Origin of the sequence: Microcoleus asticus IPMA8, from assembly GCF_013179805.1 — a bacterium.
In the GTDB taxonomy this organism is placed as follows: Bacteria; Cyanobacteriota; Cyanobacteriia; order Cyanobacteriales; family Microcoleaceae; genus Microcoleus; species Microcoleus asticus.
Genome location: NZ_SRRZ01000120.1, coordinates 1 through 24,139 on the forward strand (window position 1 = coordinate 1; position 24,139 = coordinate 24,139).

The 24,139-nt window shown below is 46.7% G+C and carries 24 protein-coding genes; 6 read left to right on the forward strand and 18 right to left on the reverse strand.

Annotated elements, in window-relative coordinates; translation table 11 throughout:
• Nucleotides 1–303: 303 nt before the first annotated feature.
• Nucleotides 304–1,731 (forward strand): glycogen synthase GlgA, encoded by a 1,428-nt coding sequence (glgA, locus tag E5S67_RS25090; RefSeq protein ID WP_172191126.1) that lies wholly within the window; start codon nucleotides 304–306, stop codon nucleotides 1,729–1,731.
• A 140-nt stretch (nucleotides 1,732–1,871) separates the two neighbouring features.
• On the opposite strand, the gene E5S67_RS25095 is transcribed toward glgA, so the two are convergent.
• The 3 genes from E5S67_RS25095 to E5S67_RS25105 form a co-directional block, all read right to left on the reverse strand.
• Nucleotides 1,872–2,300, reverse strand: a complete 429-nt coding sequence (locus E5S67_RS25095; protein ID WP_172191128.1) for a DUF1824 family protein — start codon at nucleotides 2,298–2,300, stop codon at nucleotides 1,872–1,874.
• Between the two features lie 219 nt (nucleotides 2,301–2,519).
• Entirely contained in the window at nucleotides 2,520–3,233 is a 714-nt protein-coding gene (rnc, locus tag E5S67_RS25100) for a ribonuclease III (RefSeq protein WP_172191130.1), read from the reverse strand.
• A gap of 355 nt (nucleotides 3,234–3,588) precedes the next feature.
• Complete coding sequence (locus E5S67_RS25105) at nucleotides 3,589–4,110, reverse strand: NYN domain-containing protein (RefSeq protein WP_172191132.1); 522 nt, start codon at nucleotides 4,108–4,110, stop codon at nucleotides 3,589–3,591.
• Between the two features lie 672 nt (nucleotides 4,111–4,782).
• On the opposite strand from E5S67_RS25105, the gene E5S67_RS25110 reads away from it, so the two are divergent.
• On the forward strand, nucleotides 4,783–4,926 hold the full coding sequence (locus tag E5S67_RS25110; RefSeq protein WP_172191134.1) for a chlorophyll a/b-binding protein: 144 nt from the start codon (nucleotides 4,783–4,785) through the stop codon (nucleotides 4,924–4,926).
• Nucleotides 4,927–5,122: 196 nt separating this feature from the next.
• Here E5S67_RS25110 and E5S67_RS25115 read toward each other — a convergent pair whose 3' ends face one another.
• From E5S67_RS25115 to E5S67_RS25145, 7 genes are all read right to left on the reverse strand, one after another.
• Entirely contained in the window at nucleotides 5,123–5,335 is a 213-nt protein-coding gene (locus E5S67_RS25115) for a hypothetical protein (protein WP_172191136.1), read from the reverse strand.
• A 106-nt stretch (nucleotides 5,336–5,441) separates the two neighbouring features.
• On the reverse strand, nucleotides 5,442–5,660 hold the full coding sequence (locus E5S67_RS25120; RefSeq protein ID WP_172191138.1) for a hypothetical protein: 219 nt from the start codon (nucleotides 5,658–5,660) through the stop codon (nucleotides 5,442–5,444).
• A 463-nt stretch (nucleotides 5,661–6,123) separates the two neighbouring features.
• On the reverse strand, nucleotides 6,124–6,516 hold the full coding sequence (locus E5S67_RS25125; RefSeq protein ID WP_172191140.1) for a response regulator: 393 nt from the start codon (nucleotides 6,514–6,516) through the stop codon (nucleotides 6,124–6,126).
• 388 nt (nucleotides 6,517–6,904) lie between these two features.
• A complete protein-coding gene (locus E5S67_RS25130; protein WP_172191142.1) occupies nucleotides 6,905–9,469 on the reverse strand; it encodes a PAS domain S-box protein in 2,565 nt (854 codons plus the stop codon).
• Between the two features lie 370 nt (nucleotides 9,470–9,839).
• Nucleotides 9,840–12,086: a glycoside hydrolase family 57 protein gene (locus E5S67_RS25135; RefSeq protein WP_172191144.1), complete on the reverse strand. Its 2,247-nt coding sequence runs from the start codon at nucleotides 12,084–12,086 to the stop codon at nucleotides 9,840–9,842.
• Nucleotides 12,087–12,251: 165 nt separating this feature from the next.
• Nucleotides 12,252–12,488, reverse strand: coding sequence for a NifU family protein (locus E5S67_RS25140; protein ID WP_172191146.1), 237 nt, complete (start codon nucleotides 12,486–12,488; stop codon nucleotides 12,252–12,254).
• Nucleotides 12,489–12,766: 278 nt separating this feature from the next.
• Nucleotides 12,767–13,417, reverse strand: coding sequence for a DUF3386 domain-containing protein (locus E5S67_RS25145; protein WP_172191148.1), 651 nt, complete (start codon nucleotides 13,415–13,417; stop codon nucleotides 12,767–12,769).
• 319 nt (nucleotides 13,418–13,736) lie between these two features.
• On the opposite strand from E5S67_RS25145, the gene E5S67_RS25150 reads away from it, so the two are divergent.
• Entirely contained in the window at nucleotides 13,737–15,275 is a 1,539-nt protein-coding gene (locus tag E5S67_RS25150; RefSeq protein WP_172191150.1) for a PAS domain-containing protein, read from the forward strand.
• A 306-nt stretch (nucleotides 15,276–15,581) separates the two neighbouring features.
• Here the strand turns inward: E5S67_RS25150 and E5S67_RS25155 are convergent, their stop codons facing one another.
• The 4 genes from E5S67_RS25155 to E5S67_RS25165 form a co-directional block, all read right to left on the reverse strand.
• Nucleotides 15,582–16,391 carry a sensor histidine kinase gene (locus E5S67_RS25155; protein ID WP_172191152.1) on the reverse strand — a complete coding sequence of 270 codons (810 nt, stop codon included), beginning with the start codon at nucleotides 16,389–16,391 and terminating at the stop codon, nucleotides 15,582–15,584.
• A gap of 775 nt (nucleotides 16,392–17,166) precedes the next feature.
• Nucleotides 17,167–19,065: an ATP-binding protein gene (locus tag E5S67_RS25160; protein WP_172191154.1), complete on the reverse strand. Its 1,899-nt coding sequence runs from the start codon at nucleotides 19,063–19,065 to the stop codon at nucleotides 17,167–17,169.
• 309 nt (nucleotides 19,066–19,374) lie between these two features.
• Nucleotides 19,375–19,620 (reverse strand): hypothetical protein, encoded by a 246-nt coding sequence (locus E5S67_RS32690; RefSeq protein ID WP_216670706.1) that lies wholly within the window; start codon nucleotides 19,618–19,620, stop codon nucleotides 19,375–19,377.
• A 7-nt stretch (nucleotides 19,621–19,627) separates the two neighbouring features.
• Entirely contained in the window at nucleotides 19,628–19,855 is a 228-nt protein-coding gene (locus E5S67_RS25165) for a type II toxin-antitoxin system CcdA family antitoxin (protein WP_172191156.1), read from the reverse strand.
• A gap of 328 nt (nucleotides 19,856–20,183) precedes the next feature.
• On the opposite strand from E5S67_RS25165, the gene lepA reads away from it, so the two are divergent.
• Together lepA and E5S67_RS25175 are read left to right on the forward strand one after the other, a co-directional pair.
• A complete protein-coding gene (lepA, locus tag E5S67_RS25170) occupies nucleotides 20,184–21,998 on the forward strand; it encodes a translation elongation factor 4 (protein ID WP_172191158.1) in 1,815 nt (604 codons plus the stop codon).
• Nucleotides 21,999–22,029: 31 nt separating this feature from the next.
• Nucleotides 22,030–22,218: a hypothetical protein gene (locus E5S67_RS25175; RefSeq protein ID WP_172191160.1), complete on the forward strand. Its 189-nt coding sequence runs from the start codon at nucleotides 22,030–22,032 to the stop codon at nucleotides 22,216–22,218.
• Between the two features lie 20 nt (nucleotides 22,219–22,238).
• Here E5S67_RS25175 and E5S67_RS25180 read toward each other — a convergent pair whose 3' ends face one another.
• From E5S67_RS25180 to E5S67_RS25190, 3 genes are all read right to left on the reverse strand, one after another.
• Nucleotides 22,239–22,661 carry a DUF5958 family protein gene (locus E5S67_RS25180; protein WP_172191162.1) on the reverse strand — a complete coding sequence of 141 codons (423 nt, stop codon included), beginning with the start codon at nucleotides 22,659–22,661 and terminating at the stop codon, nucleotides 22,239–22,241.
• Nucleotides 22,645–22,983: a nucleotidyltransferase domain-containing protein gene (locus E5S67_RS25185; RefSeq protein ID WP_172191164.1), complete on the reverse strand. Its 339-nt coding sequence runs from the start codon at nucleotides 22,981–22,983 to the stop codon at nucleotides 22,645–22,647. Before E5S67_RS25185 ends, E5S67_RS25180 begins: the two co-directional genes overlap by 17 nt.
• Nucleotides 22,984–23,066: 83 nt before the next feature.
• Entirely contained in the window at nucleotides 23,067–23,297 is a 231-nt protein-coding gene (locus E5S67_RS25190; protein ID WP_216670707.1) for a ribbon-helix-helix domain-containing protein, read from the reverse strand.
• Between the two features lie 63 nt (nucleotides 23,298–23,360).
• On the opposite strand from E5S67_RS25190, the gene E5S67_RS25195 reads away from it, so the two are divergent.
• A complete protein-coding gene (locus E5S67_RS25195) occupies nucleotides 23,361–23,621 on the forward strand; it encodes a hypothetical protein (protein ID WP_246276980.1) in 261 nt (86 codons plus the stop codon).
• Nucleotides 23,622–23,720: 99 nt separating this feature from the next.
• Here E5S67_RS25195 and E5S67_RS25200 read toward each other — a convergent pair whose 3' ends face one another.
• On the reverse strand, nucleotides 23,721–24,035 hold the full coding sequence (locus E5S67_RS25200; protein WP_172191168.1) for a hypothetical protein: 315 nt from the start codon (nucleotides 24,033–24,035) through the stop codon (nucleotides 23,721–23,723).
• Nucleotides 24,036–24,139 lie beyond the last annotated feature (104 nt).

Here is a 24,139-nt window from a genome sequence, read left to right on the forward strand (position 1 = left end):
TCTTGCCGTTTTTACGGATATGGGTTGATTTACATTCTGGGCATTGCATAAATTATTCCTCCTATTCATACTCTAACTCAGCAACGCCTAAATTTGATTAGATAGTGAAAATTGTGGCGGGAGGAGAGTCCGGGCGATCGCTTTTTTGTTCGGCCCTCCGCAACGCGGATTAACACGGATGGAAAAAGGGCGATCGCTACAGCAACTCAGATTTATACTTGTTTTTGGGCGCTGCGTTAATATTGTGCCGCTCGCCATTTAAACTTAATCTAGACTAACAATCTCAAGGAACACAAAAAAATAATGCGCATTTTATTTGTATCCGCCGAAGCAGCACCCCTCGCCAAAGTCGGCGGTATGGGCGATGTCGTCGGCGCTTTGCCTAAATTTCTGCGGCGCATGGGACATGATGTCCGCATCTTCATGCCCTACTACGGTTTCATCCCCGACAAAATGGACGTTCCCAAAAAACCTGTTTGGGATGGGGCGGCCATGTTCCAAAGCTTCTCCGTCTTTGAAACTGTTTTGCCGGGAACCGATGTACCTTTATACTTATTGCAACATCCATCTTTCTTGCCGCGCCGCGTTTACGGCGGTGTAGATGAAGATTGGAGGTTCACTTTCTTTGCCAATGCTGCGGCTGAATTTGCCTGGAATCACTGGAAGCCCCAAATTATCCACTGTCACGACTGGCATACGGGGATGATACCTGTTTGGATGAGCCAAGACCCCGATATCAGCACGGTTTTTACTATTCACAATTTAGCTTATCAAGGGCCGTGGCGCTGGCGTTTGGAGCAGATGACTTGGTGTCCTTGGTATATGCAAGGTCACAATACAATGGCTGCCGCAGTACAGTTTGCCGATCGAGTAAATACAGTTTCGCCGACTTACGCCGAGCAAATCAAAACCCCAGCTTACGGGGAAACTTTGGAAGGTTTGCTGTCTTTCATCGGCGGCAAGGTTTCGGGCATTTTGAACGGAATTGATACAGAATCTTACAACCCAGAAACTGACAAGTACATCCATCAACAATTCAGTGCTGATACTATTGAAAAGCGCCCAGCTAACAAAATTGCCCTGCAAGAAGAAGTCGGTTTGGAAGTGAATAAAGGTGCCTTTTTAATGGGCATGGTGACGCGGCTGGTAGAACAGAAGGGATTGGATTTGATTATTCAAATGCTCGATCGCTTCATGGCCTATACCGACGCTCAATTTATTGTACTCGGAACGGGCGATCGCTACTACGAAACCCAACTCTGGCAAATGACAGCCCGCTATCCCGGTCGGATGTCCACCCAATTACTCTACAACGAAGCCCTCTCCCGTCGCGTTTACGCAGGCTGCGACACCTTCCTGATGCCCAGCCGTTTCGAGCCCTGCGGCATCAGCCAAATGCTTGCCCTCCGCTACGGGTGTGTGCCAATGGTTCGCCGTACAGGCGGTTTAGTCGATACCGTTTCCCACAACGATCCGATCAATAACACTGGTACAGGTTACTGTTTCGATCGCTACGAACCCCTCGACTTGTTCACCTGCATGATCAGAACGTGGGAAGGTTTCCGCTACAAAGATAAGTGGAAAGAACTGCAACAGCGCGGCATGAGAGAAGATTTTAGCTGGGATATTTCTGCCCGGAAATACGTCAAATTGTACAGCGATATTTTGGGACTGCCGCCCGAAGAAACTGCACCGGAACCACAGCCAGAATTGATCGTTGGTAAAAGTTAATCTTAGTAAGGTGCGTCAGTCGGTGTTTGATTCGACTGAATCGAGAGGCGATCGGCTGACGCACTTTACAGCTTAGTAAGGTGCATCAGTAAGTTTTTGATTCAATTTAATCGATCGGCTGACTGCTGATTACTGATAAATTAATCAACAAATAAATCGAGAGGTAAATGGCCGTAAGTGCCACTAACTCCACCTTCTGAGGAAGATTGACACGAAATCAAAACGCCCCGGTAAGTTCCGATATAACCGTCAACATAATACGAACCCTTCAAAGTATTGAACTTAATATAAACCGAACCAGCAAAGGTCGAGACAGCATTGGGATCTAAAACAGCTTGATATCCCAAAGCTTTCAAATAAGCTTCTAAAGCTAAAAACCCCTCATCCGTCGAAGAAGCGCACACTCCCAACATTTGATAATCCGACAAACTTGCTACCAGCAAAATCGCTTGACGTAGCGCCTGTTTTTCCAGCGGCGATGCTACAGATTGCATATCCAGACAAGTGAAATCCTTGAGGATTTGCTGTGCTTCTTCAACAGTTAGGGTAGTCGGGTTTTGAGTAGACATGAATTGCTCTGATATTTCCCAAAATTACGATCGACACTCGGGTACTCGTCAACAAATTTCTGCCATTTCCACCCTCAATCGACGGCGGTAACACTTGCGCAAGTCCTGATTATAGCCCATTGTGGACTCTGGCAATCAATTCGGGCGATCGTCTTCTAGGGCTTCGCTAACGCCCGTAGCGCACAAAAAAGCTAGTAGTTTTTACCGATGTTTTCAAATTTAGATCAGTCCGCGTTTTTTCAGCTTTGCTAGCGCATCTTCTGCCGCATTTTTCTCAGCATCTTTTTTGCTTTTGCCTTTACCTTCTCCATAGAGTTTCTCTGCGACATAAACTTTAGCGAGAAATTCCGGCTTGTGGGGTGTGCCTCCTTCTTGGATGGTCACGTATTTGGGCGGAGTCGTGTCACCGTTGGCCTGTACCCATTCCTGAAACCGATTTTTAGAGTCTACAGTCGATCGAGTTTCCACAACATTTTCGGGAACAGAATCAAACATTTGTCGCACAAAGTTGCGAACTTTGTCCATGTCTTGCGTGTCCAGATAGTAAGCGCCAATAAATGCTTCAAAAGTGCTGCTGAGCAAATTTGGGTTGGTAATCCCACCTTCTCGATAAGCTCCTTTTCCGAGCCGCATTTTTAAGTCTAAATTGATTTCAGTAGCAAATCTGGCTAATTGTTTTTCATCTACTAATGCAGAACGCCGGCGAGTCAGTTGGTCTTCTCCCATTTCTGGGTGACGCTGGTAGAGATATTCGCCGCTGAGAAAAGTCAGCAAAGCATCGCCGAGAAATTCTAAGCGTTCGTTATCTTCTTCGCGATATGCAGGGTTTTCGTTGACGTAGGAACGGTGGGTGAGGGCTTGGCGCAGCAGTTTTTCATTTTTGAATTCGGGAAGGGTAATTTTGAGTTCTTGTGTTGGATTAGTTAATGGCATAGGAGTTTGGTAATGGTGATTGTTTTTGGAGTTGGGTGTTATTATGTGGACATTACCTCACCGCAAATAGCGGTAGGTTTGGAGAATCTACTTTATCAAATAAACTGGATTTTTGCTATCTGCGGTGAGGTAAATTTTAACAGGTATTTGGCCGTTCTACTATTAGCCCGTTAGTCCGTCAGTCCGCCAGGGGTTAAAACCCCTGGCTCATAGCTAAAGTCCTCTTAAGAGGACTGAAAATTTTATTTTTTTAACTGTCAGTCGGTTTTAACCGACTTTAGCTGTTAGACAGGGAGTTCATTCCCTGGCGGGCTGTGTTGCTTCAAGCAGATAATTTATGTGCTCCTATTGATAACTATTTTTGATTTTCAAGTTGCGGTTTCAATCCTGCACACAAACTAGACAATTCGTCTACATCATGAAAGTTATCCTCACCAACGAGGTTAATCAGTTTTTGGCTTGCACTTTTACGCCGTGCAAAAATGATGACTGTTTTACCCAAACCCATCAAAACGCTGATTAAACCTGCGAAGTCCCGATCTGCTAAGACTAGGATAATTATGCCCGGAGAAGGCTTAGTTGTAACTCGTTTGATACAGTCAAAAACCAATTGTTTATCTGCACTATTTTTTCCGGAATCGGGGACATCAACGCCTAGAAAACCAAACTTTTCTAGCCTAATTTTGTCGTTAACTTGATTTTTGTGCTGCGAGTTATAGTAATTTTTCGGCGGTTCTAAACGCCCTTTTGATTTGGCAAAATCCACCAATAATTCAGCTTGCTCTTGGTTTAAGTAGACACCCTGAGAATCCAACAACATAGCAACTCGCTGAGACTGGGTTTGTTGTGTGCCTGTGGTTCGATGATTGTCCGCCATTGTATTATTTCCTAAAATTAGGTGGGCTGGACAGCCTCGATCTATCGCGCATCTAGCATTAATGGAACGTTGCCTGTGGATTTGCTCATAAATGAACATCTCGGCACAGGACAATCTGTTACCACAAAACACTTTAATTTTGTTGGGATTTGATTAGCGTCTTAGCAACAGGGTTTACAGAACTGCAACGAGCTTAGTAGCAGCCCGTTGAAGGGAAATTGAACTGAATAATGTTTCGATTTTCTCAAGCTTGTATCAACTTGTTAAAACGACATTAGACTCAAATTCCCCTCTACGGGGTGTTGTAAACTTGCCGCAGTATTATAAACCGTGTAGCTAAGACGACTCAATCAACATTCCTTGATTTTGAATGCGATATTTAGTTTTAGCTGTGCTTTTAGGCTAGCGTTCTAATTATTGGATGTCAAGTATTAACTCAAAATAATTTTTTTACATCCTGACACATCTCACTACTGTTTTCGCCAATTTGACACCGATCGACCGTTCCCACATAAAAAACCCTCTCCCCCTCCCCCCGCGAGCCCCTCTCCCTGCGGGCCCATCCCGCTTATCTCCGGCATTTGAACAGTAAATGTAAAAATATGTTGCAAACTTTGTACTGCTGTGTTAAGTTTAGTTACATAAGGTTGAAATTAAACGAGGTTTCTGGTCATGGAAAACAAAGACGCAAAAGTTGGCTTCACTGAGTTTGCTGAAACCTGGAACGGCCGTTTGGCAATGTTGGGCTTCGTTATCGGTCTAGCTACCGAATTCCTCACCGGTCAAGGCATTCTCTCTCAAGTCGGTTTGATGTAATTAGCTTAACTGCATACAATAGCTGTAATTCAGTCGGGCGATCGACCCCATCACAATTGCAAAAGCCCCCCCGTCATAAGTCCCCTTCACTTCACACGGAAGGGGGCTTTTGCATTTTCTCTCAAAAAATCCCACACATGGCAGAATCAAAAATCTTTTCCGTCTCGATATTTATCGCGAGACTAACTCCAGCCAACTAAGCAATTCCTACCGAATCCAACATCCTCATTTTAGGAGTCAAAGCAGGAAGCTTCACCAAACCGTCCCGTTTATGAGTCCGCGCGCTGTTACCTAAAATCATCTCCGACAGATCCGGCATTTCCTGCCAGCAGTGCGAGCAAAACCAATAAACGCGATTGTGGCGAGCGTGGCGGAGCAATTGAGACGAGCAACAAGGGCAACTATTCATGAGATTTTAAACCTTTTTTAAGATATGGGGCGATAACCAATTCATGACAGATATTGACGAATGTCGGCGCATCTCAACTTCAGACATAACAAGAAAAAATCTCTTTTCACTCACAACTTTGAGCGTCTCGCAAGTAGCACTTTTGGAAACCGAACAGCAACACCACTATCAGAAGCTGAACATTCCAAGGGGCCCAAGAGAAACCCCAAAGAAAAAAACCCAGTCCGGCTAAAGCCACAAGAACAAAAATATCTTGAGATGTTTGCCAGTAAATCCAGACTGCCACCAGAGAAACTATCAGTAGCAAAATGTAAGCTGAGGGCATAGTCGTCTTCTCCCAATGTGTCTGCCAACAGTCAGGATCGATCCCTGACGATGTGCTTAAACTTAAAACTAAAACCTGAAGAACTTATGAAGACGAGAAAGTTGTCACAAAAAGTAAAATACTCCTGCCAGCTTATATTTTTATCAGAAACCAGCAGGAATATTGAGTTCATGGCTGAGGTCGAATCCGGTTAAATGAACGCACTAGAAATAGGGATTTAGGCCTAGTCTATTGGTATCAATTTCACCGCAAGGAAGGCAGGCGTTTCAACCCTGCCTTCCTTGCGGTTTTTAGTCTTAAACTGACTGGACGAAAGGCACAGGGCCTAAGTCCTTACACTTATGCTGTACGATCGCCCGGATTCAATCTGAGGCACAATACCAAAGAAACCAAGTTTTTTTAACTTTCTTTGCCTGCAAGACTAATGCTTGAAAAACTGCACAATTCAATGCGCGCGATCGATCTATTTTTGCTCCCAGCCCAAAGCTTCAGCGACCTGAGCCGCCAAAAACATCGGTTCAAAAGGCTTAGCAATCACGCTCACAACCCCCAAATCCGCGAACATCCGCCTGTCCCCAGCGAGAGCTTTAGCCGTCAATAAAATTACCGGAATGTGCTGCGTAGCATTATTAGCCTGTAACTGTAAAAAAGTAGTAGGCCCGTCTTGGTCGGGCATCATCACGTCCAATAAAATAGCATCAGGCTGTTCGGCAAGAGCCTTAGCAACACCCTCGCGGCCAGAACTAGCAGTCAGGACTTCCCAGCCCCCCACTACCTCAAGACTGACTTGAGCCACTTCCCGAATATCTTCCGCATCGTCAATAACCAAGATGCGCTTGGCAGTCAATATTAACATTTTTTTAGAAATGAGAACTGATCGTAGACTAGAGGCGAAATGTGAATTTTTTGTAAAACAAATTATCTTACCAGATCAGACTTTACAGTAAATTTTCAAAACTGTATAGCAGGTGTTGAAGGCTATAGCGGCGAAGCTGAGCGGGTAAAAAGAAAGAAGAAAGAAGACCGAAGTTGTAATCGACCGCCAGGTTTTCAACAATTAAGAACATCCTAACCGTCCGGCGCGGTTGCTGTAAAATCTCTCCCCCAAAAAAAGCCGTTTTTCGACCTCAAATCGCGGTTTTTGCTCGCAGTCCCGGAACGACAGAAAAGGCTGAGATTGTTTGTCGGTGACTCGATCGAACAATCTGCACAAAATCAGTAACTTTGGGTACACCTGCGTAAAATTAACTTTCCGTTGCAAGCGCCTCCCTTGGAACTGGCAGACTTAAGAAAAAAGTGCTGCCCTCCCCCAAAACGCTCTCCACCCACATCCGGCCCCCGTGCTGCTGCACGATACTGCGACAAATAGCCAGCCCCAAACCAGTACCTCCCTTCTGGCGAGAATCAGAAGCATCAACCTGTTGAAAGCGTTCAAAGACCATCTCCAGCTTGTCTGCCGGAATACCCCGCCCTTGGTCTTTCACAGCAATCAGGATGTACGACGATCTCGGGACTGTCAAGTGCGGATGGGCGACGGCAGCCTCAGCAGACAACAAAGACTGAGACGACACCGACTTCAACCCAGCTTTTTCTGCCAAATCCCGATTGTGGATCAACTCCCCGCTCAGCCAAACCGTAGCCCCGGAGGGAGAAAATTTAATAGCATTACTGAGCAAATTTGTCAAGGCTTGAATTAGCCGATCGGGAACAGCTTGCAATTGCGCCCCCACAGGCCTCACCGACAGAGTAACTCCCGCCTCCTGAGCCATTCCTTGCATCTCGTCGGCCGCCTGCCGCATCAGCTCAGCGACATTGCAAGTTTGTTTGATGGCAGTGCTGTAATTCGACTCCATCCGCTCTAAATCCAAGATGTCGTTGACCAAGCGCACCAAGCGTTCAGTGTTAGTGACAGCAATCTCCAGCATCCGCTTGGCTTTGTGGGGGTAAGCGTCAAGCAGACCGCTGTTGAGAAGGCCGAGGGCGCCGTGAATCGAAGTCATGGGCGTCCGCAGTTCGTGGCTGACAACAGAGATGAATTCATCTTTCATGCGCTCGACCGCCAGTCGCTCAGTGATATCCTTAAAAGTCACCACAGCTCCAATAATTTCGCCTTGTTCTCGCATCGGAGCAACAACGTACTCAACCGGAAAACTGCTACCGTCTCGCCGCCAAAAAATCTCATCGGTGACGCGCCGTGCCTCCCCGTCTTCCAAGGTCGCTAAAATTTGAGAACTTACCCGCTGAGGCAGCAGTTTGCCGGCCTGCGGTGCCGCGCAGTGTGGGACAAGTTCAGCGCCTGAATTGATGTCTTTTGCAGGTGACAGTTGCTCGATCGCCTTTGAAGATTCTTCCTGTGTACGGTGTAAGCTTTCATAGAGCGGTCGATCGATCAATTGCTTCAATTCGCAGCCGGCCATTCTCACCGCCGCAGGATTGACAAAAGTTACTTTTCCATGTTTGTTCAACCCGCAAATTCCTTCTCCTGCGGAGAACAAAATCATTTCTGTTTGGTGGCGGAGTTGTTCAAAGGCTTTTTCGACTCGCTTGCTGTCGCTGATGTCGCGAGAGATTGTTGAAACGCCGGTTACCGCTCCTGTGGCGTCTTTAATCGGAGAAATCGTCAGGGACACATCTATCTGTTGGCCGTCTTTCCGCAAGTGCACGGTTTCGTAATGGTCGATGCTGGCTCCCGCCCTAATATGTTCTAGAATTTGGGGAATTTCCTTGGGGCGTTCGGGTATTGCTAAAATCTCGATCGACTGCCCCTTGATTTCCGCCGCACAGTAGCCGTAAATCTTCTCTGCTCCTGCGTTCCAGCTCTGAATTGTCCCGGCGAGGGTTTTGCTGATTATACCGTCGTCGGAAGACTCGACAATCGACGCTAAGCGCACGAGTTCGTCTCTAGCTTGCTTGTATTCCGTGATGTCGCGGCCCAAAATCACGATACTTTTGCGTCTGCCGTCGGGGTGAAATACGGGTACTTTGATCACGTCGTAGATTTTCACAGTACCGTCCGATCGGGGAATCATTTCTTCCCCCCTAGAAAGCTCACCTTTTGCCCACGCTTCTCTATCGCTGACCTCGCACGCCTGTAGGGCCTCGCGGTAAAAACTGCTGAGTTCTCCTAGCTGAAAATCTTTAAGGCCGCGGTAGTCTATTTTTTCTAGCTCGAACACTTCCAATATCGCTTGATTTGCCTCCTGCCACCTGCCCTCACCATCTTTGAAGCAGACAATATCTGGCATGGCATTCATCAGCAACTCGAGATAGGAGTTTTCTCGCCCTGCAGCTTCTACCTCCGCCCGCTTGGCGATTTCCCGTTGCAGGTTTTCGTTTGCCGTTTGCAGCGAGTCGATTAACAAACTTTCTTTAAAAGTTCTTTCTTTAATTACTTCTTGAAGTCTGTGGAGTTCTAGCGACAGCCGCCTGCGGGCTAACAAATTTTCTACCCGCAAGTGCAGTTGGGCGGCATCGAGGGGAGTTGCTATCAAATCGTCAATTCTGCCATCGAGTTGTTTTGCCGGCAGCGAAAATTGCTTAGAAAGATCAGGCGTTTGGGATTTACTAAGGAGCAAAAACGGTAAAAATATCGGCTCGGCGGCAGCTTTTAATGCTTCTATCAGCGGCCCGATGCGATCGAAAGAGGCCTCGTCGAGAATGCACAAGTCAAAAGCGATTTGGGGAAAGGTAAATTCTGAGTTGGGATCTAAAGCGCGATCAACTACGATCACCTCATGCTCGGTGTTGAGGTTGGCGATCGGCAAATTAGGTTGTTGGTGGCGATCGACCAAGAGTAAAATGCGGCTCATTAGTTTGTTGATTTCCCCATGACTAATGATATGATGTCCGATAAATTAACCATTATACGGTTTGTATTGACGAATCCTTTCCTCTTTGTAATCAGGACTCAAGCCCTCACTACAAACAAATTTTATAGCTATACAACGACTGGATGCGATCGTAATGATGAAAGCATTAGGCAGCAAGATCCGAATCTCCCTGTCAAGAAAAGTTGATAATTATTGAATTGTTTTTTCCTTCACAAAATGACTAATGAGTGTTGACTAATTCAGTTGGGGGGGGGCGGGTTTATATTTAGTATTTGGCTTTGCAGTGCTATTTTGCTGGTGAAACCCGCCCCTACAGACTAATGACTAATGACTGATGACTAATTACTTTTTACGGCATTCCGATCGCAATCAAAGCATCTTCCGGCATACAGGTAGAGTAACGCTCCCCTTCCGATAAAACCGCAATCAGCCTCATCTGCCAGTCGGGCATAATCTGCAAATCCGCCCAGGGCACTGCTATCTCCAAACATTTATCCAATCCCACTTGGGCCCGGCTGAGGCGGGGCTGCCACTCATCGCCCTCTCCTGCTTCGTGAAACGCAATCGATTTCGTCAGCAAATTAATCTCTAACTGATGGTGGAATCGATAGTTTAGCGGTGCTTCGTCGGGCAAACCAGACAGCGGAATCACACTGTTTTTCATCGTGCGATCGGGATAAAACCAGAACAAATTTAACTCGGGAGGGCAATCAATTCCCGGCCGCACCCCTGCATTGAAGTCGGCGCGAATGTAAAAATTCAAGTGGTCAACCCCGTACCAAAGCCGCTGAATTGCAGAACTCCGGTGCATAGTACCCCTTGCTCCCCCAACTTCAATCCGGCCGGCTTTGTCCCAATCCTGTTCGTTGCCGATACCGTCAATCACCGGGTGAATAAAGCTCAGCGGCTGGTGGTCGCCTTGAACCTCGTGCACCTCTACTTGCCGCCGCACTTCCGGGGGTACGGGTTCGCCGAGAGCTTCGTAAATCCCCGCTACGTGTTCGCGGAATAGCTGGTCGAACATGGCATCTTGGTTCGATGTGTGGCCTTCGCCAAACCACCAGAACCAGTCGGAACCTTCGGCAGCGTAAAGCGCTTCCCAAGCTTCTGGGTTGCTTTCTTCTGTGGCCTCTGGATGGTTTGCCAGCATTTGTCTCGCGGGCCCTAATATGTCCCAAGCGCGATTTTTCGCGGGGTCGCCGATCCAAGTTGTGAGAGAACCGTCCACCCAGGAACCGGTGTGCAGTTGGGCTGCGGGAATTGTTTCGGTTGCTGGGAATTTGTCGAGAAATTCCGAGACTGTGACTAATTTGATATCTGGATTGTCGCTGAGAGTTTGATAGAGGGATTCTAAGAAGGGTTTGCCGTCTTGCGGATAGAATTCCCAGCAATTTTCGCCGTCTAGGGCGATCGTAACTAACCAGGGATTTTCTAAAGCTGTTTGGCCGTCGGACTGTCGGTGTTTGAGAGTTTTGCCGATCGCTTCTAAGTGCCCCACTAAATCTGATGCTGCTTTTTTCGGTTCCATCGAACCGTAAGTAAACCCGATCAAGTCGGACAATCTGTGGTCTCTAAATACTATGGCTAAATCGCCGTCAGGAGTTTCTAAACGGTAAGGGCGATATAACAATTCTGGTTCGCCGACATTCCCTGCCGCGTCGCGGTTAAAAAAGTGTTTAATTGTCCACCCCAATACTGCTTCGTCCGAGACTATCCATTTAAAGCCTTGTTTGGCAATGTAGGGCAAAATTTCCGGGCTGACTGCTTGTTCCGACGGCCACAAACCGCGCGGTTGGCAATCAAACCGGTCTTCATACATTTCCCAGGCTTTTCTCAGGTGTCGGGGAATATCTTCTTCCCACTGAAACCTGTGTTGTGGCAGCGTCATGTTTGGAATGGCTATGCGGCCGCCGTTGGTGTCGGCAAGCAGCGGTAAAATCGGGTGCGTGTAGGGGGTTGTGGAGACTTCCAACTGTCCCTCAGCTTGCATTTTACGGTGCTGGGGAATGATGCGAGCGAGGATTTCTTTTTGTTTTGAGTAGATGTTTTTTCTGTCGACCAAACTAAAATTTTGTCCTTGTTTCAGCCACCCTGCAATCTCGGGGTCGTCCCAAAACATCGGGTCAATCCAAGCTAAATTGTGCCACGCCAGCAAGTCGCTAAAATCCTGCAATTTCCAGTTTGTCAAACACCACTGAATGCCTTTTTCCTGCCGCTGAGTGTAGAGTTGAGCGTAGCGGGGATGCGGCTGAATCAGAGTGTGGTAATTGGCGTCAAAGAAGTGTTCTAAAATGAACTCTTGTTCTTCGATCTTTAAAGTTTCTGCTGGCTTTAAAGTTACCGCCAAGTAAGGGTCTAATGCTCTGTCTGCGATGCAGTCTTCTATCTGCAAAATCAAGGACGGAACCAGGTTTACCGTTTGATGCAGTTTGGGATATTTTGCCAGAAGGAGAACTAAATCCAAGTAGTCTTTGACTCCGTGCAAGCGCACCCAAGGCAGTCGGTATTGAGCTGCTGCTGTGCTAGCTGATACTCGGGATTTGTACAGCGGTTGGTGTTGGTGCCAAATGAAGGCTACATAAAGAGGGTGAGACATTGAATTGTGTAATTGGTAATTGGTAATTGGTAATTGGTAATTGGTAATTGGTAATTGAATTTGGTAATTGGTAATTGAATTTGGTAATTGGTAACAGTCAACTGGTAATTGGTAACAGTCAACTGTCAACCGTCAACTGCCAACTGCCAATTACCAACTGACTAATTACATTACCTGTTCGACTTCGGCAATTTCTGGGATGGCCTCGCGCAGGCGGCGTTCAATACCCATTCTCAGAGTCATTGTGGAACTGGGGCAAGAGCCGCAAGCTCCTTGCAGTCTCAGGTGTACGACTGGGCCGTCGATTTCTACGAGCTCGACGTTGCCGCCATCTGATATCAGGTAGGGCCGCATTTCATCGAGAACTGTTTCGACGTTATCTTTCGTTAGTGCTAGTGTCATATTTCGCCTCTGTGATGATTTCTTGCAGTTGATTTTGTTCGATTTGACTCAAGGGCAGCATTCTCAACCGCGCGGGATTTAAGCAACCGGGTTTCTTGACAAAAGACTTGCGCACTCAGGTGAGCTGGCTGCAGGAAACCCGGTTTCTGTCACGCTGATGCTAGATCTGAATTCGGTCTCTGGTTCGATCGTAGCGTTACTTGCTGCCAAATCAAGTTGATTCTGATAGGTTAACCAAAAAAACCCGTTTTATTTAACAAATTGGGTTTTCGATCGCGCTACACTACTGCTGGTTCTAGCAGTTTGACGTTGGAGTAGTTGAACTCGGTTGTTGTCAGTTGACCTTTTTCTTTCGATCGAACTACTTGCTTTGTCATGACATAATAGTCGCCTATCTTCTCAAAGGTATCTTCAAATTCGAGTTCTCTGATGATTTCGTCGGTTTGGGGGTTGCGGAAAACGGCATCGTAGTGAGTCGCCAAAGAACCTTCGGGTGTTTCTAAGCTTTTGTGCGTGTCAATTACGAAAGCCATGCGGCCCATCACCCGGCTCACTTGACAAATTGAAAGACCTCGGATTTTATAGTTAGAACCCATTGAGTCCCCTTGCACTAAAATATCCACAGCGTCGGTGCTGTCCTTCTCGCCCAAGGTGAAGCTATTTTTGCCGTGAGATTTTTCAAATGTCGAGCGTTTGCGGTGGGTGACAATATCGCGCATTTGGGTGTAGACGCTTTGCTGCACTTCCTCGTCTTCAATGCCGCTGACTTCCACGCTCATGTCGGGTTTGATGGAAACATGACCCGTGTATACTTCCTCGCCCTGTTTGAGTTCAATATCGGCACTGTAACCGGGAAAATTAGCATCCCAGGTGTAGCGGTGTTCGTAAGCAGCGCGAAACAAATCGCGAGCGTTGGCTTGCTCTGTCATAAATCCCTCTTTCTCTTGACACCCATCTAGTTTAGCTTAACCGCGAGAACCCCCACATTCACTGGATAGGGGAGTTACCCGCACTCCTGGCGAGCACTTCTTGGGGGTGCTGCTGGGCAGGTAATTCGATCGCAACAAGAATTTACTTTTTCTATCGGTTGCTATGATCTGAAAATAAAGTCACAAAATGCCTGGTTATTGAGATCGCGATCGGTCGATCGCCAGACAGCAATCTTAGTTATCGGTTATTTTGAAAAAACTTGTGTCCGCTTTTTAGGGGTTGCACCTGTGGCAACTCTCAGATTCCCCCATTAATAAAATGCTAGAAACAATCTACAAATATTTAGAAACATTGCAGAAACAAGCTAGCGAATTGCCACCACCGCAACAGGCAATTTTAACAAAAACTCTGGAAAAATTATCAAATTCTTTGCAAAAAATAGCAGCCAGCAGCCTGTTTGAAAGCGCGAGATATAACGAAGCAAAGCTGGTTGAAATTGAAAAAAATAATCGCCTCTTGGAACGCACTGTCGCCCAGCAAGCATCGCAAATCAGGCAGCTACAGGAGCAGTTGGCAAAACAAATCAGCCAGTACCGCAGGGACAATCAAGGATTAATTAAAAGCGAAGCAAAACTGCAAGCTCTGCTGCGCAATTCTCCGGATCTAATTAGTATTGTCGGCTCCGACGGGCGAGTTCGATACCACAGCGGAGCTTTACAGCGGCTTTTGGGTTACAACCTAGAAGAAAGAATTGGCAATTTTCACGGCGAGTTAATCCATCCAGACGATTTACTGGCTTGGCAGGCGTATTTTGGCAATTTGTTAGAAGCTCCCGCAATTGCTGGACCGATCGAATATCGAATACGCCACGCTGACGGTTCTTGGCTCTACATGGAGTCGATAGGTAACAGTTTGGTTTCCGATTCTAGCGTGCAGGGAGTTATAATTAATTCGCGGGAAATAGGGGAACGCAAGCAAGCAGAAATGGCAGTCCGGGAGTCGGAACTGCACTACAGAGTTATGTCGCAAATTACTTCGGATTTTGCCTATTCTTTTAAGGCACTGCCAGACGGCAAGTTCGTCTGCGAGTGGGCGACAGAAGCTTTTGAGCGCTGCGCCGGTCTCGTTCCTGAAGAATTAGAATCGTTTGGTTGGTGGAACTCCGAGATCGTTCATCCCGACGACCGGGAAATATTAATTAAACAATTAGAATGCTGTAGTTTCAGCCGCACGGGAGCCAACGAGTATCGCATTATTAATCAAAAAGGCGAGGTGCGCTGGGTGCGGGACTACTGGCAAGTGGTGTGGGACAAAACTGCTGAACGGGTTGTCCGTTTGTGGGGCGCTTGTCAGGAAATTACCGATCGCAAGCAAGTAGAATTGAAACTGCAACTCGTTAACCAAGTTTTGCAAGCGCAGATAGCATCGGCGCCGCTGGCGATTAACTGTACCAGCAATGACGGCAATACCGTTGTTTGGAACCGCGCCGCCGAAAATTTTTTTGGCTGGACTGCGGCTGAGGTTTTAGGAAAACCTTTACCGAATATTCCTGGAGGCCAAAAGCAAGATTTTTACGCGCTGCTGAAGTCTGCGTCTAATGGCCAACCGCAAAACGGTTTGGAAGTATCTTTGTTGAAAAAAGATGGTAGCTCGATCGATGTTTGGCTTTGGACTGCTCCCGTGCGAGATCCAGGCGGCCAGACTGTCGGCAGTATCAACATATTTTCCGATCTTTCAGAACGCAAGCGCATAGAGGAAGAGCGCCAAAAACTAGCAGCGATGAAAAATATTGAAGAACCTTTTTGGGCGCGCTATGTCAGCCCTCCAAAAACCCAGACAAAAAATGGCGAACGCTAATCTTATCAAGCACAAGTTAAGAGCATGGAAAGTGTGAAACTGCAATTTTTTGCTGGCGAGATAATTTCCGGTAAAATAACCTATTTGATGGCAGTAGATCGAGCGGACATAATATGATAAATACACCGGCCTGCTAGGTGTAGTAGTTGGTCTTCTGCGCTGTAGAAAACTCTAATTACTAAAAATAATAGATTAACCAGCTACGGAATTTATTGAAGGAATCTATCGATAAAGTGTCCGATTTATCAGGCGGAAGACTTGTCTGCACGGTAAATATTCGACTTTTTGAATACGCCGCTCGAATCTTTACTCGTTCCCAGATTCCTCCTGGCTCCTGAAAGCGGCTAACTCTCCGTGAGTCTGGCAAGATTCACTTAACTCAATGTAATCTAAGATATTGGAAATTACCTTAGAAAGGTGGATAGCGGAACGGTGAGCTTCTTGGATAAAATCTCTCTCCTCGATCGGATCGTCAGCTTGATCGTCTATGGTTAGTTGTAGATAGCCGATGATGTGATTTAGGGGAGTGCGCAGCTCGTGGGACGCCTTCAACAAAAATTGCTTTTTGAGCTGGGATAGTCCTTGTACTCGCTTGCTGCGCTCCTGGTAGAGGGTGGCGAGGGCGATCGCACTTCCTACTTGATCGGCAAGTTCTTGTGCAAATTCGATTTGGCATTGAGTCCAAGGTCGATCGGTCTTACCCTTCCGCGACGATCGGCTCTCGCACCGATGCAAGCTAATTATGCCGTTAGGTTGGTCTTGATAAGCGGTAGCCAGCACTAGCAGCGACTGCGACCCAAAAGGTTCATTGGCTGCAAAGGACTCTACTACCACCGGTTCGAGGGTGGCTAGAGCTTGAATGAAATGAGGTGTTGCTGTGAGCGAGATTTCCATTCCCAGCATGGGTAAAAATGGTTCTTGGCAGTATTCAGCAGCTACTTTGACTTGCAGGCTAGAACTTTCATAAGGACAAATGATGCAGCGGCTGACGCCTAGTGTTTCTCCCAGACTGTTAACTGTTTGCTGCCAGATGGTATCAAGATCCAAGGTTCGACGAATCTTTCTGCCAATTTGGAGTAAAAGTTTTTGCGATTGAGCTGATATTTGCTGATTCATAGCAACCCTTGTTCTACTAGACTGGCAAAAGTGTACCACTGGGCCAACAGAGCAGGAATTTACTGAATTTACCAGCCTGTCGCTGTCCGATTTAGGAATTACGTAATTCTACTTAAATTTTGCCACACGCCGTCAAACATTACTAAGTAGTTTCGGTGTCTTTACAAGATATTTATGATTTTTACAGAGAACAGAGATTATCCAGTATTCTAAATAATTCTTTAATGTAGGGGTTTGAGAAGCTGAATCTGTGATACAAGCTGGGATTAAGTTCTTGTAAAGTTGGCGGTTTACGGGGGTTTACTCGGAGGGGTTAGCTCCCAGCGGACAGATAAAGATCAGCTTTGTTATCCCTACCCCCGGATTCCATTGATGCGAATTCTGGGTAGATCCCGGAAGCGGCGGGGGCGATCGATCAGAGTTCCAAAATCCCAAGGAGGGAGCTTGGCGACGGAGAAAAGTTAAAATTGATACACTGGCGATCGAACTGTGTTGGTAGGATAATTACCAATTATCGATGACCTTTATTCACGAAATGGAACTCACGGATACACGAATATAGCAATTATTCAGGCAATTTTTAAGTGAGTGAGGTACAGTTGGGTAATTGGTAATTGCTAATTGCTAATTGGTAAGAAAGCTGGCGAGTACCGCACGAAAGTTGAGAACTGGTATAGCTGTTTTTTTCCTGATTCCTGATTCCTAATTCCCTCTTGCTGATTCCTGATTACTTCAAAGTCCAGACTATCAATTGCCGATGATTGATTACCAGTGATTAATTTTTCAATAGTGGTTCTTGATAAAGCGGCACAGTAAAAGTAACAGTCGATCCCAGTCCTTCCCCCATACTGTAAAAATTTACTGTACCCCCCATTGCTTCTACCAGTTTTTGAGAAATAGCCAATCCCAAACCGGTGCCGCCGTATTGCCTGGTACGATCGCCGTCCACCTGAAAAAACGACTCAAATAATTTATCTTGCTTGTCGAGAGAAACCCCAATGCCAGTATCAGCGACTCGAATTTTTACCATTCCGGGGAACTGCTGGTTGTCAACAGTCACCTTTTTCTTAATAACTTCGGCACTGATGCGAATTCCCCCTTCCCCAGTAAATTTAATTGCATTGCCCGTGAGGTTCAAGATTACTTGAAGCAGGCGTTGGTAGTTGCCATATACAATAATCTCGTCTTCCACAGCGGGTTTTTGGATTTGAAATTGCAATCGCTTTTGCTCGACTTGAACCCGTGTGAAATTCTCAACTTGTTGCAAGAGTTCGCCGAGTTGGACGGGAGCGAGGTCTAACTCCATTTTGCCAGCTTCGATTTTAGCGACATCCAAAATATCGTTAATAACATTGAACAAATGTACTGCCGAGCGGTAAGCTTCTTCGATAAATTGGTGCGCTTCTTCAGGGTCATCTGCCATGCCGTCCACAAGCAGTTTCAGGAAACCGAGGATGCCGTTGAGGGGGGTGCGGAGTTCGTGAGAAGTATTGGCAAGAAATTGACTTTTAAGTTGGGAAAGAGCTACGGCTTCGGCGCGGGCCTGTTCTAATTCTTGGTAAAGTGTAGCGTGGGCGATCGCACTGCCGACTTGAGCGACTAACTCGCGGGCGAATTCGAGTTCGACAGGACTCCATTTCGGGGAACTGCCGCAGCGGTGCAAACATATTAGTGCATTGGGTTGGTCTTCATGGGAAGTAGCTGCTACGAGCACGGAATGACGGTGGAAGGGATCGGCGATGGGGGAGGCGTAATCTACTGCTACTGGTTTTAGGGTGGCTAAAGTTTGAATCCACCCCTGCTGTTCTGCTGCGCGCAGTTCTAATCCCAGCATAGAAGAGTAAGGTTCTTGGCGGTACTCAGCTACTACTTTAAAAGTTTTCGATTGGAGATTTTCGATTTGAGCTGGGGAAAGCGGGGGCGAGCGGTCGCTGGCAATTGAGTGTTGTAATTCGGCTGCTGCGGCTGAATAATTTTGTTGATTTTCCGAGGCTAGGAACGGGGAAATTTCGAGATTTTCACTGTCTTTTGTGTAGGAACAGATGATGCAGCGACTGGCGTTCAAGACTTGACCCAAACTGTTAACAGTTTGCTGCCAAATTGTCTCTAGGTCGAGGGTTTTATGCAGGTTTTGAGCGATTTGGGAGATGGTTTTGCGGTCGATTTCCGAGTACGGAGGGAGCGATCGACCGGGGATGCGGCTCGCGGACAGCATCATTTGTTGGTGGGCGTCCGAGGGGGATGGCAAAGCTCGATAGAGCATGAATTCTGGTGAATCTGGCGGTCTGTCTGTGGGTTTGTCAGACAGCAGCCTTCCCATAACTAAGACTTTTGCAGCTTTGCCGTTTGAGTCGATCGCCGGAGTGAGTGTCAAATCGAAGAGAAAATATTGTCCGGCGTGGCAAAATGGATAGCTGAACCGTTGCGGTACGAGGGTTTCGAGCGCCCGCTGCAGGATATCGAGATAAGGCTCATGGGCGATGGGTTGCAGGGTTTCGCTGAGGGGGCGATCGACAATTTGTTCTGCTGTGAGGTTGTACTGCTCGGCTTTTTGCCAGTAAAAAGATAGATATCGACCAGAGGCGTCTTGGGTAAATACTAATTCTGCCCCTAACTCTTGAAAAAAGGCTGTAGAGGCGAGGCTCGATCGCCGGAAATCTGTGTTAGAGTCCATCAGAGTAGAGGATGAAAGTAGTTCTGATTTTGGAGTCGTGAGTTTTTAATTAAAAACTCACGACTCCAAATTGTTTTGGGCTTCGACCGTTAAGTTGTGAGTTATTAATCCACTAAAAAGTTGTTGACTTTTTAATTAAAAATTAACCTATCAAAACTCACAAATCGCAACAATTTTAGGCTTCTACCATTGATTTTTTAGCAATCAATGAACTAAAAAAAAATTGATTATTTAATTCTGAACTTAACTCAAAGCTCAAAACTCTTTGTTGTCAGCCGTTTTGGGTAATTTAAAAATAACAATTAAGATTTAGGAGTTAGGAATCTGCACCGATTGACGATCGAGTTTGAAAATTACGCCAAAATCTAAGGCTGCGAACAACTCAAGTCTGGGACTGGATCGCGCATTTTTTCCGTCACCTTGAAGAGTTCCGAGGTTGTGAGTTAGCGCAGTTCGCTCCGAACAACCTGTAGCTTTCGCCGCGAAATCTGCCGGAGATCGCCGGCGCGATCTAAATTTTACAGCCCGCAGATTTGCGCGTGCCGTCTGGGGCAAGAGAACCTCAGTCGTTCCACTCGCCGCGCGGCGGGACTGGGGGGTTGCGGCGCAAATTCAGAGCCAGCTCGTCTTCGCGGCGCTCGCCTCTGAGCCACTGCTTGATTGCTGTTTCAATGACTTTGCTGGGGTCATTCGTCAAGTGCTTAATTTGGTCTAGCAGTTCAGGATCGATATGGATGGACAGTTCGACTTTTTCTGAGGAACTGTGGGATGGTATTCTTGATTCGCTCATAGTTAAAAAATCCTAGTTTTAATTCTTAAGTTTCAATTCTTTTGATGACAACCGACTGGACTAGATATTTGAAGTCCCTGATTTGCACCCAACCTTTCCTCAACCGCTTAACCGCTTTCTGTACAATGAGAGAGAGAAAAGTTTTTTCCTTTTGGGTGTCCGGGCTCGGTCGGACACTTGAAAGGGTAATAACTGATACTCTTGAGGTTTGCCTTCAGTTGTGGTTTGATCTCAATCCCAGTAAGAGGTGGAAGTAAGCACTCTACTCTTGCTTGTGTAATCATACAACAAAAAGTATCCTTTGCCGATTAGCTCTTTGACAAAAAACATGACTAACGTCCCTGTATCTCGCATTCGCAATTTTTCGATTATTGCTCACATCGACCACGGAAAATCCACCTTGGCCGATCGCCTGTTGCAGGCGACTGGGACTGTGCAGCCACGGGAGATGAAGGAGCAGTTTTTAGACAATATGGATATCGAGCGCGAACGCGGCATTACGATTAAGCTGCAGGCGGCTCGGATGAATTACACTGCCAAGGACGGTCAGGAGTACGTACTCAATCTGATCGACACTCCCGGACACGTGGACTTTTCTTACGAGGTGTCGCGATCGCTCGCTGCTTGCGAAGGGGCGCTGCTGGTGGTAGACGCATCTCAAGGCGTGGAAGCACAAACCCTGGCAAATGTCTACCTTGCCTTGGGAAACAATTTGGAAATTATTCCTGTTTTAAATAAAATTGACCTGCCGGGGGCAGAACCGGAACGGGTAAAAGGGGAAATTGAAGAAATTATCGGTCTGGACTGTAGCGGGGCGATTGAGGCTTCGGCTAAGGAAGGAATTGGTATAAATGAGATTTTGGAGTCGATCGTCGAATTGGTGCCGCCGCCGCAGGATACTGTTGACAAACCGCTGCGGGCGCTAATTTTTGACAGTTATTACGACGCTTATCGCGGGGTAATTGTGTATTTCCGGGTGATGGACGGAAGTGTCAAAAAGGGCGATCGAGTTTTATTGATGGTTTCGGGTAAGGAATATGTCATCGATGAATTGGGCATCCTTTCACCGACTCAAGTTCCAGTAGACGAACTGCACGCGGGGGAAGTTGGTTATCTGGGCGCGGCAATTAAAGCGGTAGCTGATGCTCGCGTCGGCGATACGATTACTTTGGTCAAAAAGTCTGCATCGGAGCCTTGGCCGGGTTATACAGAGGCAAAGCCGATGGTTTTTTGCGGCTTGTTCCCAATCGATGCTGACCAATTTCCAGATTTGCGGGAAGCTTTAGAAAAACTCGAACTCAACGATGCGGCGCTTTCTTACGAACCGGAAACATCGAGTGCGATGGGATTTGGTTTCCGCTGCGGTTTCTTGGGTTTGCTGCACATGGAAATTGTGCAAGAACGACTGGAGAGAGAATACAATTTGGATTTAATTGTTACGGCTCCTTCTGTGGTTTATCAAGTCACAACAATTAAAGGAGAACTCTTAACAATTGATAATCCCAGCCACTTGCCAGATCCTCAGTATCGGGAGAAAATTGAGGAACCTTATGTGCGGGTAGAAATGCTGTCGCCGGAAACTTATGTGGGGGCGCTGATGGAACTGTCTCAAAGTCGGCGGGGCATTTTTATGGATATGAAGTATCTGAGTCAAGGCAGAACTACGCTGGTTTACGAGTTGCCTTTGGCGGAGGTGGTGACGGACTTTTTTGACCAGATGAAATCGCGATCGCGCGGTTATGCGAGCATGGAGTATCACATAATTGGCTACCGCGAAAATCCGTTGGTGAAATTGGACATTTTAATTAATGGCGATCCAGTTGACGCTTTGGCGATGATCGTACACCGTGATAAGGCTTATAATGTGGGCCGCGGGTTGACGGAAAAACTCAAGGAGTTGATTCCCCGCCACCAGTTTAAGGTGCCGATTCAAGCGACAATTGGCGCTAAGGTGATTGCTTCGGAACACATTCCGGCTTTGCGGAAGGATGTGTTGGCGAAGTGTTACGGCGGTGATATTTCGCGGAAGAAAAAGTTGCTACAAAAGCAGGCGAAGGGTAAGAAGCGGATGAAGTCTGTGGGTACTGTGGATGTGCCGCAAGAGGCTTTTATGGCTGTGCTGAAGCTCGATCGGGATTCGTAATCTGTGTGGCCTTTTGTCAGGAACAGGCAAGATGCCTGTTCCACAAAGAGTCTGTTTTTTTGTAGTTGTTTGCAGTCATCTAGAACAGGCAAGATGCCTGTTCCACAAAGAGTCTGTTTTCTTGTGGGATGGGCATCTTGCCCGTCCCTGTGGAAGCCCAGAATATGGCGGCAGCGTGAGTGGCGATCGCCCGATCGCATCACAGCTTACTACAACTTAAACAAGAATGCTTTGTTGAAACTAGCGCTGAATTTCATCTACAACTTTGCGATCGCTCAAATCGCGATGCCACCAGTGGCTACAGCCATCTTGACAATATTTGCAGTACCTGCGCGCATCGGCAATTGCCAATAAACTCATTAACAGGAAAAAGGTTTTGATAAATTCTGAGGGCGGGAGTTTCAAAAGCTTTGCCATTTGTTCTTTTAATCGCCCTCTACTGAGCAACACACAAGGGGTGTAAGTTGGGCGAAGTTTTGATTTGGCAATAGCTAGGGAAACATCTTCTTCTCGCGCCCCTGCTTGGAGGGTCATGTAGGATAGCCACTGCAATATTTCCTGCTGGTATTCGGTTGGGAAGCTTAAAAACCAGTTTTTTGCATATTCTTGGCTAATTAATTCTTGTTTAATTTGATTGATTTTAATTTCATCGGCTAGATTCATTTGCCTCTCCTAAGTCTGGCTCAAATATAACGTGAGGTTCTCCTGAGATGAGGGAGCCAGTAAAAATATCGATTCCCGTTTCTCGACCTGAACTATTAATTTCGCCGCCACTTGTACCCCGAGGGACGGAACTGCTAGCGGAATGCCGCTGGCGAGACTTACCTAACATTATATAGTCCCAGTCAGACGTTGGCGTACTTGTCCCGTTTGCTCGACTGCCAACAACTATGATGGTTTGTTTTGTCCGATCGGCTGCATTCTGAATTCTCCTGGCATCTTCTGGAGATATGCCTGCTTCTTGCCATGTTTTTACCCCTCTCATTTAATGAATATTAGCATTGCAGTAGGCGAGTTTTTTCGCACTTCTCGATTTAAAAATTAAGCACGATAAATCAAGTTTTAGTTTCAGTCATCTGTTGATTTGAGCTTGCCGGATGCTTTTGCTTGGTCGATCGCATCTTGAATCAGAAGGTAGACAAAGTTGGAGATAGATCGCTTTTCGAGATCGCACAACTTTTCGAGATCCTTTTTAGCCTGTGTTGGCAAAACCACTGAAATCCTCTCGCTGTCGCTCATGCCTTGCAATCTGTTGGAACTTTTCCCTATTGTGCCACTTCGCCCGTCCAGCTCGTGCATTCACAGTCAGCTTTATGCTTACTTATGCACACTAATGCTTACTTTGTGTTATTTTTATGGGTAATGTCAGAAGCCAGCGCATCCACCGACCAAGTTTCTGCGCTGGCTCTGGCTCCGTTTAGCAATGGAGACTCCTCTATTATGAAATACGAAGGATACTTGAAGCCGTGGGCAATAGCCCGCTTGCTTCCCAGCTTGCAATGGGCGATCGTCGGTCGCTATCGCAGCCGATCGGATGCGGAGGGACATCTTCAGTTGTTTCGGCAACGAGTGCCCAACATCCGATTTGAAGTGGTGTTTGATTTACCCTCTCGCCGAGGATAAGTTTTTGAGGGAGGGTTTTTGATAAGTTAACTGTCAAATTATCGAGGGCGATCGCACTTTTGAACATGAAGGGCGATCGCATTTTATAGCAACTATTAGCTAGGCATAATTGACTCTAATTTGTGGAATTACGATCGGACGATATGCGTCAACTGTAACTTCAATTATTCCGAAACCGCCGCGACGGGGTTCAACAGCATCGTAGCGAATCCTAACTCCAGTATCCGAGTAATTATTTGGATAATATCTAAAGCTAGTCGAGTCCCAATTTCGCCAATCAGCATAACTAGCACCCCCTCCCAATCGCGGCAAAACAGATGCTTGCACTTCATCAACACTTAACCTTTGATTCTCTCGCAAATACATTGCTGCAATAGACATCCCAATAGAAGCCGCACCAGAAAAGGCTGACATAGTTGGTCGATCGTATTAGACATCTCCGAAAACAATCAAAGCCTCTGTGTAGTTAAGCTCCTTGACGTAAATGTAATCATCCTAAATTAGCTAGTGTGCACGAT